Below are 17,512 nucleotides of genomic sequence, written 5' to 3' on the forward strand. Positions count from 1 at the left end.
GCGCATGCTGAGACAGGACCTATAAAACTGACACATTTATTTGTTTTTTATAATTTAATTGTTTTTATAGATTTACACGCATTTGGATGGCCTATATACTAGCACTAGAAACGTCAAGGGACAGAGTGAAGCGACGCCCGGCTGATTCCGGAACCCGAATGCTCAGCAGTTCACAGAAGGAGGCTGTGCACTGCGCCCCGCAGACAGCTTCGCGCCGCACGGTGGGTAAAAACAAGAAAGGATGACAAGCATGAAAAGACAAGCGTGCTCCCGACTCGTCGCAATTTTCCTGTCCGCTATCATGTCAGCGGCCTGCCTGCCGCTGACTGTGTTGGCGGCGGAGCCTGCAGGAGATAGTTCGGAAAGGCTGTATTTTTCACGTGCTGACAACAGAAAGGGGTGGGTCATCGGCGATACTGCCGGCGAACTTCAGCTTAAGAGCACCACTGGAGAGGTGGTGACTGAGTTGGCCGCCGGTACGGAGTACCGGCTCTATGACCCCGGAGATCTAAGTGTTTCAGGCTCAGATACATACATGAACCCCTTTGACCTGGAAGGCGACACCGTGACAGGCGACACCCGCACCGATACGAGAGCCGGTACCGTTAAGTTGGCTGAGGGTGAAAACGGGGGATATTTCATTCAATATACCATGGATGGAACTGTTTTGAACCTGACCGATAGAACAAAAATCCGCGAAAGAGACGGCTATGCCACTGTGGTATTCGCCGCAGGTGGTGCTGTCGAGTTTCAAATCACCCCTGCCGGCGCGGGCAAAGATACCTTTCACATCTGGTATGCAGGCGAGGGATCGGAGCCTGATCCAAAACCCAAACCCGAACCAGAGCCTGCTCCTGAGCCGGAGCAAGGGAAGTTCCCCGCCCCCGCCGGCCAGCCTGAGGAGGGTTACACCACACCCGATACTATCCTCAGCGGAACCAGCAGCGAACCAATGAGCGATGAGGACGTTCAAAGTTATTTCCGCATTCCCGCCATGGTCACCTTGGAAAACGGCTGGATTGTGGCGGCCTCCGATCTGCGCTGGCCCAATACCAACGACTCTCCCAACAACCTGGACACCATCGTCTCCGTCTCCAAGGACGGCGGCGAGACCTGGGAGTGGGAGGCGGTCAATTACTTCGCCGACTTCGCCCCAATCCAGGACCCTACCTACTGGTCCAACGGCGCCAAGAGCAAGACGGACAGCGCCTCCTTTATCGACCCGGCCCTGACTGTGGACAGCAGCGGGAAGCTCTGGATGGCCGTCGACCTCCAGCCCCCAAATGTCAACCTCAAAGCCAACGCCCAGAAGGCCGGATCCGGCTTCGACGAGAACGGCTGGCTGATGGTAGGCAACATCACCGAGTCACAGTACGGCGGCATCGTCAAGGGCACCGACGGCCTTACCGCCGAGACAGGGAAGACCTTTGCGGATGCCCACTACCTCTACCGGGTGGATTTCAAGGACGCTACCGCCACGGCGGAAAAGACCGGCGAGAGCGTGGACCTCTTCCCCATCTTCCACAGGGACGGCAAGGAGATGGAGACCGGCTACTATGTGGATGCCTCCTTTGACATTTGGTATGACTACGGTGCGGAGAGCCCGGACATCCGGCCTGTCTTGTGCCGGCAGAAGGAGAGCGAACACTATGTCCAGTCCAACCTCTTTTATTTGGCCTCCGAGTGGAAGGCATACTCTACCTCATACCTGATGATCCGCAGCGCGGAGGTGGAGGGGGACAAGCTGGTCTGGAGCGACCCCGTGCTCATCAACGCCGGGATTAAGCTGGACAATGAGCGCTTCCTGGTGTTCTGCCCGGGCCGCGGTTTCACAGCCACACTCCCCAACGGCGGCGAGCGTATCCTGTTTCAGCTCTACGACAACTGGACCGGGGAGGGCAACGGCGGCCGCGCCAGCACCGTCTACTCGGACGACGGAGGCGTGACCTGGCAGCGGGGAGAGCGCACCGAGAACCTGGGCGAGGCAGACTCCGCCAGCGAGTCCCAGGTTGTCCGCCTGCCCAACGGCGACCTGCGGATGTACTCCCGCAACGTGAGCAACGGTTATATCGGCTACGCCGACAGCAGCGACAACGGCCTGACCTGGGGCACGTACAAGCTGGATAAAAGCCTGGCCTACTGCAACAACTGCATGGTATCCTTCATCAACCTGGAGGGCTGCCTGGTGGGGCCGGACAACACCGTGTATGAAAACCTGATCCTGGCGTCCTACCCCCGGAACAACTACCGCAGCGACGGCGTCATCCGTATCGGCGCCGTCGGCACCGACGAGGGCCAGAGCGTCACCTGGCTCAACAAGGACACCGTCCGCTTCAAGGGCCGGTACAACTACTCCTGCCTGACCCAGCTCCCCGGCACGGAGGGCTTTGCCGTGCTGTATGAGCAGGACACCCAACTCAGCCCCACCAAGGGCGTCATGGCCATGAACTTTGTCAAGCTGACCCCGGCGGATCTGCTGGGCAGCGGCTGGGTGCTGACGGCGGAGAAGCCCACTGTCCCCGTCACCCTCACTGTGGACACCGCAATGATCGACCTGGACTATAACGGCAGCAAGACCGTCACCCCCAAATACTCCCCTGCGGACGCCCGGGTGGCGTGGGCCTCCTCCGACGAGAGTGTGGCCACTGTGGCCGACGGCGTGATCACCGCCGCCGGAGCGGGCACCGCAACCATTACCCTCTCCGTGACCTACGGCCCGCTCACCCGCACCGCCGCCATTGAGGTGTTGGTGCAGCCCGAGGGCGGACTGACCCTGCCCGAGGAATTCAAGAGCGCCCTGACCTCCACCACCATTCCGGGCACCACCCGCTATGTGCTGGATGAGGACGGCGTGGAGGAGAGCAAGCCCTATATCGTCTATGCCCTGTCTGGGGAACGGGTGATGCACAACAACACCAATAAAAACGCCACGGACCACTGCAGACCGACCATGGATGGGGAGCAGATGATCGCCAACCACGCCGCCGACAGCTGGTCGCCCACCGACGACCTGTGGCGCCTGGAGGAGCAGGAGGACGGCGCGTTTGTCTTCAAGAGCATTACCAACGGCAAGTATCTCACCGCTGCGGCCAGCGGCTCCCAATTGGCCCTGGGCGACGCTGCCGTGCCCTTCACCGTCACACATCAGGGGAACGGCGTCTACCATGTCGGGAACGGCGGCAAGTATCTGGCGTTCTCCAGCGGCTGGAGGATGCAGCCGGAGCCCTTCGAAATTCGCCTCTATGGCGAGCTTGTCACCGCCGAGACCACCACCTACAGCGTCACCGCCGACGGGCTCAAGGTCCTGATTCGCGCGCTGAAGGAGTATGAGGCCAACTTCGCCGACGTGCTGGCCCTGGCCGGAACCTATGACAGCGAGGAGGAGGCCCTTGCAGCGCAGGCCGGAATCGACGAGGCATCCAAGACGCTCTACGCCCAGTACCGCACTGGTAACACCGAGCGGTACATGGTGACCTATGTGGTCAACGACGTGATCTGGGGCGTGCAGAGCTGTTACGCAGGCAGCACCATCGTTCCCATGACCCATCCCGCCGCTCCGTCCGGCCAGGTATTCGCCGGCTGGACCAATCTGCCCGAGGACCGCATCATGCCCAGCCATGATTTGACCCTGACAGCCTCCTTCCGGTCGGCTGGCGGCGGGGGTGTGATCTATGTGTCTCCGTCTCCGAAGAAGGATGCCCCCCGGCTTCCCTTTACCGATGTGGCGGAGGGCGTCTGGTACGCCGTAGCCATTGCCAACATCGTCGACGGGGGCGTAATGGAGGGAGTGGATGCCCAGCGTTTCGCGCCCGGCGGGGCCATGACCCGGGGCATGACCGCCCAGGCGCTCTACTGCCTGGCGGGGAAGCCGGAGACTGCCGGCCAGGCATCCTTCCTGGATCTGGCGGGCGGAGTCAGCTATGCCGACGCCGTGGCCTGGGGCGCCGATAAGGGCGTGATTGAGGGCTACAGCGGAGGGATGTTCGGCGGTGAGGACGCCCTGTCCCGCGAACAGCTTGCCACCCTGCTCTATCGCTACGCCAGGCTGGTTGACAAACGGGATGCGACCGCTGACACCGGCGTGCTGGAGCAGTTCGCCGACAGCGCCGAGGTCTCCGGCTGGTCGGCCCAGGCCATGGCCTGGCTTGTATCCAATAAGCTGATTGTCGGCCGCACCGACAACTGCCTGGCCCCCAAGGCTGCCGTTACCCGCGCGGAAGCGGCGGTCATTCTGGACCGCTACCTCACACTTCAGCCGGCCTGAGGACCCCATGGGCTGGAAACAAGCCGCTGTCCGCGCAGGATATCAAACGATAGGTTGAATAACCTGTGCGATACTCGAATAGGAGGCGCGTTATGAAGAAACGAATCCTGTCAGTCCTGCTGGCGCTCAGCATGGCGCTGACGCTGCTGCCGGGCGCGGCATTTGCCGCGGGGGAGGACGTCCCACCCACGGAGAAGCCTGCCATCAATGCCGATACGGAACTGTACCAGGTGGAGGTTATGTGTGAGGAGGAGCCTGCCCACTACTGGTCCTACCCCAGCGCGCATGGCTGGAATACCACGGCCGACCAGTTTACGGTCGGTGAAATCAGGGCGAACGACCTGGATAACGGGACGGCGGAGCAGTACCCTTATATCTGCCCCGTCACGCCTGCAGATACGATGGAGTATTATCTGGCAGAGGTTAACGCCAAAGCGGAGGGCCACCGGGCGGTCACGGCGCAGGCGGACTACCCCGTCGCCTACTACTACTGGAACAGCACGGACGGCTGGACCCTTCTGCGGGATAAGCAGCCGGATACCAACGTGACCTTTAATCAGGGAAACGAAAAACACGAGGGCACTCTGCATGTCTATGTCACCTGCGCTGAAGCGCCCGATCCCGGCACCGGAACGGAGCCGGAGGAGGGCAAGCCTGCCGCCAAGCCCACTGTGCAGGAGGCCGACCTCTATCAGGTTGAGATCGTCTGCCGGGACAAGGGCGAGAGCGGGAAGGACACACACTGGTGGAGCGCCGTCAGCGAGAACGGCTGGTCACAGTGGGTGAACGATTTCACCGTGGGCGAAATTGAGGAGAACACCGGCTACCGGCCGGAGACCTACCCCTGGCGCTGCCCGGTGACCCCCAAGGGGAGCCTGAACGACTACCTCGGCAAGCTCAGCACCAAGACCGGCGAACCCCACAAGCTGGTCACCGCCAACCTGCCTGTGGCCTACTATTACTACAGCGCCGCCGACGCGAGCTGGACGTTTATCAAGGACCAGGCCGCCAACCCTAACTGCACCGTGTCCGCTGACGGCAAAAATACCTGGTATCTGTCCATTGAGGCCACCTGCGCGGAGGTGGAGGAGCCCGGCGGGACCCAGTGGCTCACCTCCCTGAACGTCCCCGGCTACGACCTGTTCATGAAGGACCCCACGGCCCTGCCCGCCACAGCGGGGGGCAAGCATCTGATCCTGGCCCAGAGCGGCGCGGAGGGGGACACTGACGTCTATGCCCTGTACCTCAACCCGGATAAGGCGTGCCAGCCCAACAACGGCGTCATCAAGGGACAGGGCGTTGTGACCGCCAGGCTGGGCCTGGAGAACGGCGAGCTGGTGGGCTACCTGCTGGGTGAGGAACCCGTCAGACTGACCCTGGACCAGCTGCTGATGACCGTCACCGCCACCGAGGGGGGCTACCAGATTTCAAACGGCGGCAGATATTTGAACATGGGTGCAGCCATGGTGGGCGACCCCTTCGACCTGGCCGTCACCGCCAGAGCGGAGACAGGCGGCGCCTATAAGATCATCGGCGCATCCAACCGCGTGCTCACCCTCTTCATCTGGGGCCAGAACAGCACAAACGATAAGTGGATGAGCAACTTCTGGGGTCCCGTCGCGGATAATGGTCAATTCAGCATAAATGGCTCCGCCTATATCTACTTCCTGCACGAGCATATTGACGACGGCAAGACCGTGGCCGCCTATGACGCAACCGGCGGCGAGATCGCGGCAATAGACGGCGCGTTCACCATCCCCACCGGCGGCTATATTGAGGTGGAGGGGGAGAAGACCTTTACCGTGCCCGACTTTGTCCGGAACGTCACCCTGCCCCAGAACCGGGCCTCCATGCTGAAGATGAACAGCGACGGCGGCTTCGGCGTGATGGGCTGTGAAATAACCATGCTGGACGGCTCCACCACCACCGGCATCGACCGCTCCGGCCAGGCGGGGGGCAAGGTGAGCTTTGCCCGCACCGCCGACAACCGCCTCTACTTTGCCGGTGAGGGCGGGATGGAGAACTACTCCTCCAAGAACACCAGCACCCCGCCCTGGCTCAACGGCGTTGCAGATCGGACGCTGAGGTCCGTCTCCATCGGCGCTGGAGTCACCAGCGTGGGCAGCAACGCCTTCAAGGGTACCTCGCTGACCTCCGTCACCCTGGGCGAAGGGGTGGGGACCATCGGCGACAGCGCCTTTGAGAGTACCCGCATCGGCTCCATTGAGATTCCAAACACTGTAACCGATATCGGCGTCAACGCCTTCAAGGGCTGCCTGGAGCTTCGAAGCGTCACCCTGCCCGAGAGTGTGATTTCCATCGGTTCCAACGCCTTTGCCAACTGCACCCGGCTGCGCAGCGTGACGGTTGCCGGGACGCTGGGCAACATACCCAACGGCGCGTTCCAGTCCATGAGCGGGCACAGCCGGATGAACCTGGTGATCCAGGGAGCCGCCCCCGCCGCCGCCTACCACGACTATGAGGGGATGCTGCCCTTCCTCCATCAGAACGGCGCCATTGTGTACACCCAGGACACGCCCGGCGAATCCCTGGTGAAGTCCGGCGGCAGTGACGCCTACTTCGCTGTCACCGGCGGAGTGGATTTGTCCGGCATTGAGCTGCGCTGCGGTGAGCTGCCCACGCTGCCCGCCAGGGACAACGTCCCCTTCTCAGGCTGGCAGATCGGCGCCACCAATGCGGCGGTGCCCGGGGATACCGCCGTGTCCGGCCAGCCGGCGGGCACCGTGTTTACCGCCCGGTGGGGCGGCGAGTACGCCGTGGCCTGCACCGTGACCATCGACGGCGTGGGCTACACCGTGGCACAGGGTCAGACTATGGGTGAGCAGATGCCCGCCGACCCCACCCGGGAGGGCTACCGCTTCGCCGGCTGGGTGGATGGCAGCGGCGCGGCCTTCACCGCAGACACCCCCATTTCCGGCAACACTATGGTTACCTCCACATGGACGGCGATTCCCGTCTTCACCGTGACCTTCAACGCCAACGGCGGCGTGCTGGGCGGGCAGGGCAGCATCACCGTCTACGAGGGCGAGGAACTCACACTCAGCCAAATTCCCAACGTAGCCCGCAAGGGGTACACCCTGGACGGCTGGTTCACCGCCGATGGACAGCGCTTCCTGGGCGCTGCCATCACCGCCGACGTTACCCTCACCGCGCAGTGGAGCGAGCAGGGCAGCGATCCGGCGGTCCCTCCTGAGGAGGGACCAGTGGTTGTCCGGCCCAGGCCGGACAAGAATCCTGAAAACCATGTGGACCCGCTCCCCTTCGTGGATGTGGCTCCGGATGCGTGGTATGCCTCCGCTGTGGCCTACGTCTACAGCGAGAACCTGATGCGGGGCACCAGCGCGCTGACCTTCGAGCCCGCCGGTATCCTCAATCGCGGCATGATGGCGCAGCTGCTCTACAACCTGGCCGGGGAGCCGGAGATCACCGCCTGGCCTGCCTTTACCGACCTGAGGCCCGGCGCGTATTATACCGACGCGGTGGCCTGGTGCGCCGCCAACAGCGTGATCAACGGCTACAGTGACGGTATCTTCGGCGGCGAGGATGTGCTGACCCGGGAACAGATGGTTGTCATGCTCCACCGCTATGCCAAGGGCCGGGACAAGGCCGGGCCTGTGGATTTGACTGTGCTGAACGCTTTCGCCGACGCAGGCGGCGTCTCGGGCTGGGCCGCCGAGTCCATGGCGTGGGCTGTGGAGGGCGGCCTGCTGAAGGGGCGCGGCGACAGCCTGGCGCCTCTGGCGGAAATCAGCCGCGCTGAGGCCGCCGCCATTCTGGAGCGCTGTGCCAAGCTGCTTCACGCCTGACCCGGAGCGGACGAAGCGCAAACGCTGTCTGTTAGACGGACACCTTTTGAAAAGGGGTAAAGGTATGAAAACTAAAAGGCTTAGCCGGGTCGTTTCGCTCATCCTCGCCACCGCCATGCTCTGCACAATGGCGGTCTCCGGGGCTGTCGCTGCCTCTGCGGCGAACGATACCTATGAAAAAACCAACCTGATCGCGGACCCGGGGTTCGATCTGCCCGACGGCTTCGTGACGAACAACGAGATCGGCCGCTGGAACAACTGGCTGGTTCAGCAGTCTAAAACCGGCGGGCGCGGCGGGAGCAGCTGCGTCAAGTTCAATGATGACGCGCAGAGCCGTGTGGATGGCTCCGGCTTGCGTTACAACATCGACGGCTCCACCCTCCAGCCGGGGATGACCTACACCTTCTCCATCTGGGCCAAGGTGGAGCGCGGCGACGACATCCTTGAAATCTCCGTCAAGGACTATGCCGGCCAGGGCAGCAAGACTATGGTAAAGGCCGCCGGGAACGAGTGGAGGCAGTACTCCGTGGAGTTCACTTTTACCGGCGGCAACCCCGTTCTCGATCTTTACAACAATGTCTGGAACGAGGGCAAGGAGCTCGCCGTGGCCTATGTGGATGACGCGAGCCTGGTCTCCGCCAGCCCCGTGGAGGGCGCTCACATTGAAAACGGCGTCATCACCGTGACGGGCGAGGGGCTGAATCTGAGCGGCTTCACCGCCGTATACACCTCTAGCCTGAACCCCGGAGACGCCAAAATCCTGGAGCTGACGGAGAAGGACGGCAAGTTGACCTTCGCTCCCATCGCCGCCGCCCCCCTGGCGCAGACCATCACCGTGATTCTCACCTATGAGGGCGAGAGCATCAACCTCAGCTTCGAAATTGCTGCTTCCGGTGAAGCTGTCATCCCCACCCGGGTGGATGAGGTGGACGTGGTCAACGGCGTCGCCACCATTACTCTGAAGGAAGTCCCCACCATGGCCCCCACCGCGGGCGACTTCCGCTTTGACCTGAAGGTGGACGGCGGCAAGGCCGCTTTCCGGATGACCGGCCTTGCCTACGACAACAGCAGGACTGTTACCGTGAGCTTTGAGCCGGTGTCAGCCAGCCTGAGTGCCGACAGGATCGTAGAGCTCACCGTAACAGCCGGCGGTGTCAGCGCTGCCGACGGCTTCACAGTGGAAAAGGGAACCCGGCGGACTTACTATGTGTCCAGTTCCGCCGGCAGCGACCTGAACGACGGCCTGACACCGGAGACCCCCTTCCAGACCATCGACAAGCTGAACACCCTGAACTTCGTCCCCGGCGACTACATCCTTTTCAAGACCGGCGACACCTTCGTGGGTATGCTGCGACCCAGCGGCTCCGGGGCGGAGGGGGCGCCCATCGTGGTATCCAGCTACGGCGAGGGCGAGCGTCCCGTTCTCCAACCCGATCCCGAGGGCGTGTTTGAATATGCCCTGGGCGCCGGTTCCGTGGTCACCCGCAGGGTCAACGGCACCATTTGGCTGGAAAATGTGGACCACTGGGAGATTCGTGACCTGGAGCTCCACGACCCCTCCTACGACCCCGAGTTCTATCTCGTGGGCAATCTGGAGGTCTACAACGCGGCTGTCCGGGTGGTGAACGTGGACCAGGGCGATTTAAGCCACTTTGTCTTCGACAACCTGGTCATCCACGGCTTCCGCGGCCCCGGCATCAACGCCGGAAAGACCAGCGGCGGCATCCAGTTCAATGTGGGTACCCAGGCGGCGGTTCCCGTCCCCTCCTGCTTTGTGGATGTGAGTATCACCAACTGCGAGATTTACCAGTGCGGCCGCGACGGCGTCAACTCCCTGAGCGTCTGGGGCTACCGCCGGTATACCGACACCGGCAGCGCCTGGCCCAGCTTCCCCAGCGCCGAGTATAACAGCAAGTACTCCTACTATCCCAGCCGCAATTTCTACATGGCCAACTGCAGCATCCACGAGATTGACGGCGATGGCCTGATTGTGGACTCCTGGTTCAACGCGGTTGCGGAGAACAATACCGTTTCCCGCTGCGCCATCCATATCTCCGACCCCTTCCGCGCGGCCGTGGGCATGTTCAACTGGAACTCGGACAACGTGGTATTCCAGTATAACGAGTGCTACGCCAACGGCACCAACGCCACCCGCCACAAGGTGGGCGACACCAATGTGGAGCAAGGCGTCATCATCCAGGACGGTCAGGGCATTGAGGTGGATGCCCTGAACCAGAATACCTGGGTGCAGTATAACTATCTCCACGACAACGCGGCCTTCATGATGCTGTGTACCGAGTCGGCCATGTATACCTCCATCAACACCTATATCCGCTATAATGTGACCGAGAACGACGGCTGCAACCTGCCCAACACCAACGGCGGCATGAGCTGGTTTCTCAACGGCAGCAGCGGCATCAACACTCAGGTCTACAACAACACCTGCATCCTGGGCAGCAGCGCTCTGAAGAACAACCAGCTCTACCTGCTCAAATACAATTCGGGCCAGTACCGGTTCTACAATAATATCTTCTGTTACACCGGCGACACTCCGGTGGGGGTGACCTCCTGGCAGGACAGCGGCGACTGGCAGAGCAACCTGTTTATCAACATCACCGGGCTGCCCGCCGAGGACGATGCCGCCCACCCGAACCTTTCACTGACCAGGGAGGAGGGCGAGGCCCTCTTCGCCGGCGGCAGCGGCGCGGACGCCTATCGCCTGACCTCTGGCGCATACAGCGGCAAGGGCGCCATTCTGCCCAGCATGGACGATGGAATGTTCAGCGGCGTGGATCTGGCGGGGAGCGCCGTCCCCTCCGCTCCCGGCATCGGCGCTTTCGAGTACGCCGGGTAAGCGCCGGGCCCTCAGGAGCAGTCTTAACGGCAACGGGGAGACCGGCTTCCGCCGGCCCCCCGTTGTCCCCTCGTTTACTGCCGGGGGAGAGATGTGGTATACTACCTTCAGTGGAATTGATTGGGGTGACCAGGATGGCAAAGCAAAAGGGAGGCCGGGTGGGACAGGCTGTGCCCCGCAACAGGCTTTGGATTGCGGCGGTTGCAGCGGCAGTAATTGTACTCGCAGTGATTGTGTGGGCTGCCGTACAGTATGGGCTGCCGGCCCCGGCTGCTGCAGAGAATTTGATGGCCGAGCTGTCCTCCTATCAGGGGGCCATCCGCACGGTGGGCCGGGAGGAATATAATTTTTTTAGCGATTATGTGAAGAAGAACCTGCCTGCCGCCGGCTCGGGCGAGGCGCAGGAGCAGCTCACACGGGACTACATTAACAAGGTAAATGCCAAGTTCTCTCTGGGCAACCACCTGGGGGTGTGCAGTCCCTTTGAATTTGCCGCCATGGAGCTGCGTATGGAGCAGGAGAACACCATCCGCGGCGCCAAGGCGGACAGCGGCGAAACGGTATATGGCGTCACCGGTTTCACCCTGGAGACCTATTTCCGCTATCTGGAGAGCACCCTGGAGGAGGACATTTTAAACTATCTGGTAGAGTACGCCGACCAGGATATGCTGGAGCAGGCGAGGGTCTATTACGACGCCCACCGGTCCTCCTTTGAGCAGCTGGTATCCATTACCTATGAGCTGGAAGAAAACGGCGAGGCCACCACCGAGACGCTGTCCAGCGCCGGGATGCGTACCCTGGAGAAGGGGGATGAGACCCTGGCGGAGTTCCTCTACAACGCCCAGCCCGGAGAGACGCTGGACTATCAGTCCCCTGACGGCGCGCCCCGACACGCTGCCCTGGTTGACGCGGTGTATGAGATCCCCGGGTTTGATGACGCAGTATCTGCTGCGGTGCACGCCTGGCTGAATGTGGAGGTTATGGACGCTCTGTACGAGACCGTCGCAGAAAACGCTCCCGTTGCCTTTGATTTTGACTTTTGACGTGCAGGAGGTCATCCGTGCCGGTCGCTTTCTGGCAGCACAAATAATTCCGGATTGCACTGATATACCGGAAGACGGAATTTCCATCAAAGGGATTTACGGCGATGAGGACCGCCGGAAGGCGGGCGCTTGACAAGGCGCAAGCCGGAGTGTAAAAGCAAGGGGCCCGGTATCACCGGGCCCCTTGCTTTTACTTCACCAGTAGTTCTATAAACCGCTGGAGCATGACAGCCACTTCGGCGCGGGTAGCGGTTTTATCAGGGGAGAGCTTGCCGGCATTGCCCTCGAGGATGCCGGCTTCCACAGCCCAGAGCATGGCGTCGCCGGCCCAACCAGACACATTGGCGTTGTCGTCGAAATCGTCCAGAGCCGCAACACTCGCCTCTGGTGATCCGGCGTAACGGTAGAACATCACGGCGAGCTGCTCGCGGGTAATCTCACCATTCGGGTTAGAGCCGTCAGAGATACCTGCCTCCACAGCCCAGTCCATCCCGGCCTGATACCACTTCCCGCCATCTGCTGTATTCTGACCATCAAGACGGGCAAGAACCGTGAAGAGCATGGCGCGGCTGGCGTTCTCCCGAGGCTGAAAGGTATTCGCGTTTGCGCCATGAAAGATTTCACGGCTGGTGACGAAGGTTACGGCGTCGGCGTACCAAGCGTCCTCCGCAACGTCGCCAAAGTTCTTGGTATTGTCGATGAGTTCCAGCCTGCCCCCCTCTTCAAGACTGATTCGCAGGCCGTTCCCGGTGGGGACTGATGTTTTTAGAATTTCCCTTGTGCCGTCGTCATGGATAAAAACGGCCACCTCGCCGGGCTTGGGCGGAACTGGGGTGGGAATGGTAACGGAGACCTTGCCGGCTTTTTTGGGAATGGTGATTTCAATTGAGGTCTCCCCGTCCTTGGGCGTGAGAGCCAAAATTTTGGCCCCGTCGGGATACTCGGTGGTCTTGGTGACGGTGCCAGACTTTTCATCGGCAATCGTGGTAGTTACGCTGCCGTCAGGATTTTTGTTTACCACGGGCGGTGTGGGTGTAATGCCACCTCCGCCACCGCCGCCTCCGCCGCCGGGCGGGTCGGGGTTAACGGGCGGCGCCGTATCCGGCTTGACTGTGACAGTGATCTCGGCCTGCAGTCCGTTGGGGTTGGCAATACCGGAAGCCGCCGCAAGGGTGCCCTTAAAAATGTAATCTCCAGACTGATTGCCGTCAAAAGAGGTCTCACAGAGCCATTTGACTCCTGCGGTTTGCCTGCTTCCGTCGTCAAGCGTGATCTGCACACCGGTAGGGAGCTTTGCCTTTACCTGGGCCTCTGTTGTTCCGTAATCCATAGTAATGGGCGCCGCTTTTGACACGCTTAAAATGTTCCTGACCTCCGTGGGAGCCGCGTTCACGGTGATTGTACAAACTGCGGTTTTGCCGCTTTCCGTGCTGGCGGCTGTAATGGTTGTGCGCCCCACGGCCTTGGCGGTCACCACGCCATTTTCAACAGTTGCGACGCTGCTGTCGCCGGTGGTCCAGCTCACATTTTTGTTGGTTGCATTTTGGGGGGACACGGTGACGGTCAGCGTCTCGCTGCCGCCCACAGTCAAGGCCAGGCTGGATTTGTTCAGCGCAATGCCTGTGACGGGAACAGTCGGCGCGGTATAACTGGGCACCAGTACCACGGCGTCGGGGGAGGGGTGATAATTATCATCTCCGGCGAGGCGAACCAGATAAGTCCCGGCAGACAAGCCGGTAATCTCCACGCACAAGGAACCTACCCCGGTGTAGGCGCCGCCATCCATGCGCTGATACTCGTAACTGTGCCCGGCTTCTAGGCCGATGATCTTTCCGTCAACTCCATCAACAGAGCTGGGCGCCACGCCGGTCAGACTGTCCGGCGCTTCCTGTGTGCCCTTTTGCACACTGAGAGTCACCGCTGCGCCGGTGGCACTGACGGGCCGCTTGCCATCCTCGGCATTCGTTACCGTGCAGGTATACTCAGCTCCATGATTCACCCATGTCACATCGGAGGCAGGAATGGTATAAGAGCTTGCCGTTGCGCCGCTGATATCACCTCCATTCTTTGCCCACTGGTAGCTGTAAGTACTTGCTTCCTCTACACTGAGGGCAATCCCTGCGCCATGGTACGGCAGGGTTACTTGCCCGGGCATCCCGCTGACGATGACGACAGGTACCGCCGAATCGCCCCCGTCGCTCCAATGGGCGAAGAGAATGTGGTCTTCCGCCGTGGCGACCTTCGTTTCCGCATTCACCTGCAACCCTCCGATTGCCTGCGTATACCAGCCGACAAAGTTCATACCCGCTGTGGCGTGAGCGGGTGTGGGCAGGGGGCCGTAGGCTGCGCCATAGACGACTGTAATCGTGTGCTCTGCCAAAGGCTCGCCGCCGTTTGCATCAAAAGTCACCTCATATTTTTGCGCCGTGTAGACTGCTGTAACCGTCAAGTCTTTCGTTACGTTGACGATTTCACCATTTGTGTCCCACTTGCCAGCATAGCCGGTCTTTTCGGGCACGCCAGGGAATTCAGCGGCGCCCAATGCCCCGCCTGCAATGACCTTCCTCGTGCCCACAACAATACCATCAGCCATGAAGGTGACTATGTACTGGGGCTGGACGGGGGCACTCACGGTCACAAGACATTCGGCAGTCAACGAACCGTCTTCCGAACGCACGCTGATCTTAGCCTCACCGGGCGCCTTGGCAGTCACCACGCCATTTTCAACAGTGGCGACACTGCTGTCGCTGGTAGTCCAGCGCACATTTTTGTTGGTGGCATTCTCGGGGGACACGGTGACGGTCAGCGTCTCGCTGCCGCCCATGGCCAGCGTCAAACTGGACTTATCCAGGGACACACCGGTGACGGGTATATTGCGCGCTTTCACGGTTACAACGCAGATGGCTGTCTTGGCTGGGTCAGCGACACTGGCAACGGTAATAGTGGCCGTGCCCGGCGCCACGGCGGTGATAACAGCGTTTTCATCGACGACAGCCACGGCGGGATTGTCGGAGGACCAGCGGACTTTTTGCATGGCTGCTGCGGGCAAAACGTGAGCGGTCAGGCTGAAACTGTTTCCTGCGGTGAGATTGAGGTTGTTCGTAGACAAATTGACTTCTTCAACGGCGGGACGTATATCCGTCACCTGGACGTGGAAGTCCTGGGCATAGTCCTGACCTTCTCCCAAACCGCCTGTGACGGTGGCGGTGATGATAACCTCGCCGCCGGCAATGGCATTCAGGCGGTTTCCCGCTATCTCGGCGCCGGTAGTGCCCGCGTCCTTCACGCTCCAGATGATTTCCTTGCAGGTGGCTTCCATGGGAAGGATTCCGGCGGTGAGGAAACACGCTTGCATGGTGGACGCCCTGCTGGGTCCATCGGTGAGAGAAGCAACGGGGATAAACTGATCGGAGTAGGCGGGCAGCGTCACTTGTGCCGCAGGGGAGGCGAGGTGATTTCCGTCTTCCGCCATGCGGACTTCATATGCTCCGGAGGAAAGGCCGGAGATACGATCGGCGCCGTTGCCCAGCGCCGTATATTCGCCTACACCCTCAACACGCCATTCATAGGGCTGCGAGGGATCCAAGCCTAAAATTGTGCCATTTGCCGCCCCGGGGGCAGTTGGCTGAACACCGCGCAGGCCTGCCGGAGCGTCGGTGCGCGCCGCTTTCTCCACCGTGACCGCACAGGTATTAAGAACGGTGGCGGGGGCCGCCGCCGCCTTCACGGTAATGGTGGCGGTGCCTGCGCCCTTGGCATTCACCACGCCGTTGGCCACGGCAGCGACATTGGAGTTGCTGCTGTACCAGAGCAGATTTTGGTTGTCCGCATTTTCCGGGAGCAGGGAGGCGGTAAGGCTGTCGCTGCCGCCATAGGTAAGAGCGAGCGTGTTCTTATTCAAGGTGACAGAGGAGGGGAGGACAGGCTCACGCCAGACGGCGTAGAGGTTTAGATCCTTGGTAACGGGAGCAGCAAAATTGTATGGACCGCCGTTTTCCGTCAGGGACCAGTGCAGAAATGTTCGTGTTTTGCTGGGGACGATGGGGTCGGCAGGACAGCGGACCGTACCGCCGGGAGCTGTCCACTGGACGGAGTACACCCGGCCGTCAACATAAAATTGGACGGACAGAGCCGGGCCCGTGACAATTTTTCCATCCTCGTAGTAGGGCGCGTAGGTATCCGCACCAGGGCCCACAAGACGGAATTTTTTTGCATCGCCGGCTGAAGTCGCGCCCGTGGCGAGGGTGCCGCCGGCGTAGCCTTTGGGAAGATAAAGGCTGATCGACTCATTCCCACCGTTAAGAACTCCGGTAATTTCAACGTGGTCCACGCCGTCGCCGTAGTTCTCCGTGCCGCCGTTCATCATAATGCCGCTCTGCCCGCCGCCTATCGTGGGCGCTCCGCTCAGATAGATATGCGCGCCGCCGGCGGGGGCCGGGCTCCAATTCTGCTTAACGGAGACGCTGCCGGTAATACGCACATTTCCGCCCAGTGTGATGTAAATCCCGCCGCCTACGCTTGTGTTGCTGTAGGTGCCGGTGACACGCTCCAGTTTACCGCCGGTGGCGGTCAGGCGGATATCTCCGCTTACCCCCTCACGGGCACTGCCGATCAGAGAGAGAAGCTCTCCGCCCTCCATGGTGATGGAGACACGCTCCGCCTTTCGGGACAGCGGACTGCCGTATATGTCGTCCCAACCGAAATCGTAGCCGGCCTCGGTAGGGGCCTTTTCAAACTGGATGCACAGCGGCGTGTTAAGATCGTCGTTTAGAAAGGCATTGACATGGCCCGCCGTTGTCCCCTCGCGGAAAGTGACTGCATAGCCGTCCGCATAGATGAACCCATGGACGGGGTCATGCGTCAGCGTTGGGTATGAAATTGCCGCGGCGGCCAGCGCCGGCATAGCAGAGGCGAGGAGGCACAGGGTCAGGCAGAGGGAGAGAATCCTTCGTTTCATTGCTCTAATTCCATCCTTTCTCGTTCCGTTGTATTGGGATAATGTCGGCCCATAGGCAGCAGACCACATAAAACAAGCATCAGCGTCTTCTTCCCGACCGTATCACAGCGCTCACCGGTGTTCTGATTTACTGCGTGGATGGTCCAAGCGGCATTGCGTCCGTACCCGGAGTTTGGAACGGCAAGCTGTACTGTCAAATGTTATAAATATATCTTAATCCTTGTGTAAAAAATGTGCAACTATAATCATTGAACAGTCCCGGTAAAAGTAAAAAATAAACAAAAGCCCCCCGATGTAGGAAAATGAACTACATCAGGGGGACTGTCATGGAGTAACGTGAGTATACAAAAACAGCAGATGACTGCGGGTGAACAGCCCCAAGTTATTCAGACAGCACAAAAAAGCGGCCCGTGAGTAGGCAAAGCAGATTATGAGGAGAGGTGGCGCGCAAGCGGCGCCTCTCCCGTTTTTATTTGGATACGCTCATAGTTATAAAAGTGAATAAACTCGGCAATCGCATGGTTGGCCTCTTCAAAGGTGTCCGGCTTATGCCTGTAAATACACTCG

The 17,512-nt window shown here is 60.7% G+C and carries 6 protein-coding genes; 4 read left to right on the forward strand and 2 right to left on the reverse strand.

Annotated elements, in window-relative coordinates:
• Nucleotides 1-535: 535 nt before the first annotated feature.
• From H8S62_RS13645 to H8S62_RS13660, 4 genes are all read left to right on the forward strand, one after another.
• The gene (locus H8S62_RS13645) at nucleotides 536-4,264 is read left to right on the forward strand and encodes an S-layer homology domain-containing protein (RefSeq protein WP_186919843.1); all 3,729 of its coding nucleotides are present in this window, start codon (nucleotides 536-538) and stop codon (nucleotides 4,262-4,264) included.
• A gap of 92 nt (nucleotides 4,265-4,356) precedes the next feature.
• Nucleotides 4,357-8,091, forward strand: a complete 3,735-nt coding sequence (locus tag H8S62_RS13650; RefSeq protein WP_186919844.1) for a leucine-rich repeat protein — start codon at nucleotides 4,357-4,359, stop codon at nucleotides 8,089-8,091.
• A gap of 64 nt (nucleotides 8,092-8,155) precedes the next feature.
• Nucleotides 8,156-10,945, forward strand: a complete 2,790-nt coding sequence (locus tag H8S62_RS13655) for a carbohydrate binding domain-containing protein (protein WP_186919845.1) — start codon at nucleotides 8,156-8,158, stop codon at nucleotides 10,943-10,945.
• Between the two features lie 134 nt (nucleotides 10,946-11,079).
• The gene (locus tag H8S62_RS13660) at nucleotides 11,080-11,988 is read left to right on the forward strand and encodes a hypothetical protein (RefSeq protein ID WP_186919847.1); all 909 of its coding nucleotides are present in this window, start codon (nucleotides 11,080-11,082) and stop codon (nucleotides 11,986-11,988) included.
• A 190-nt stretch (nucleotides 11,989-12,178) separates the two neighbouring features.
• Here H8S62_RS13660 and H8S62_RS13665 read toward each other — a convergent pair whose 3' ends face one another.
• Nucleotides 12,179-16,945 (reverse strand): Ig-like domain-containing protein, encoded by a 4,767-nt coding sequence (locus tag H8S62_RS13665; RefSeq protein ID WP_186919849.1) that lies wholly within the window; start codon nucleotides 16,943-16,945, stop codon nucleotides 12,179-12,181.
• Between the two features lie 428 nt (nucleotides 16,946-17,373).
• Complete coding sequence (locus H8S62_RS18720) at nucleotides 17,374-17,505, reverse strand: IS3 family transposase (protein WP_423788670.1); 132 nt, start codon at nucleotides 17,503-17,505, stop codon at nucleotides 17,374-17,376.
• Nucleotides 17,506-17,512 lie beyond the last annotated feature (7 nt).

Origin of the sequence: Lawsonibacter faecis (assembly GCF_014287675.1) — a bacterium.
Taxonomy (GTDB): Bacteria; Bacillota; Clostridia; order Oscillospirales; family Oscillospiraceae; genus Pseudoflavonifractor; species Pseudoflavonifractor faecis.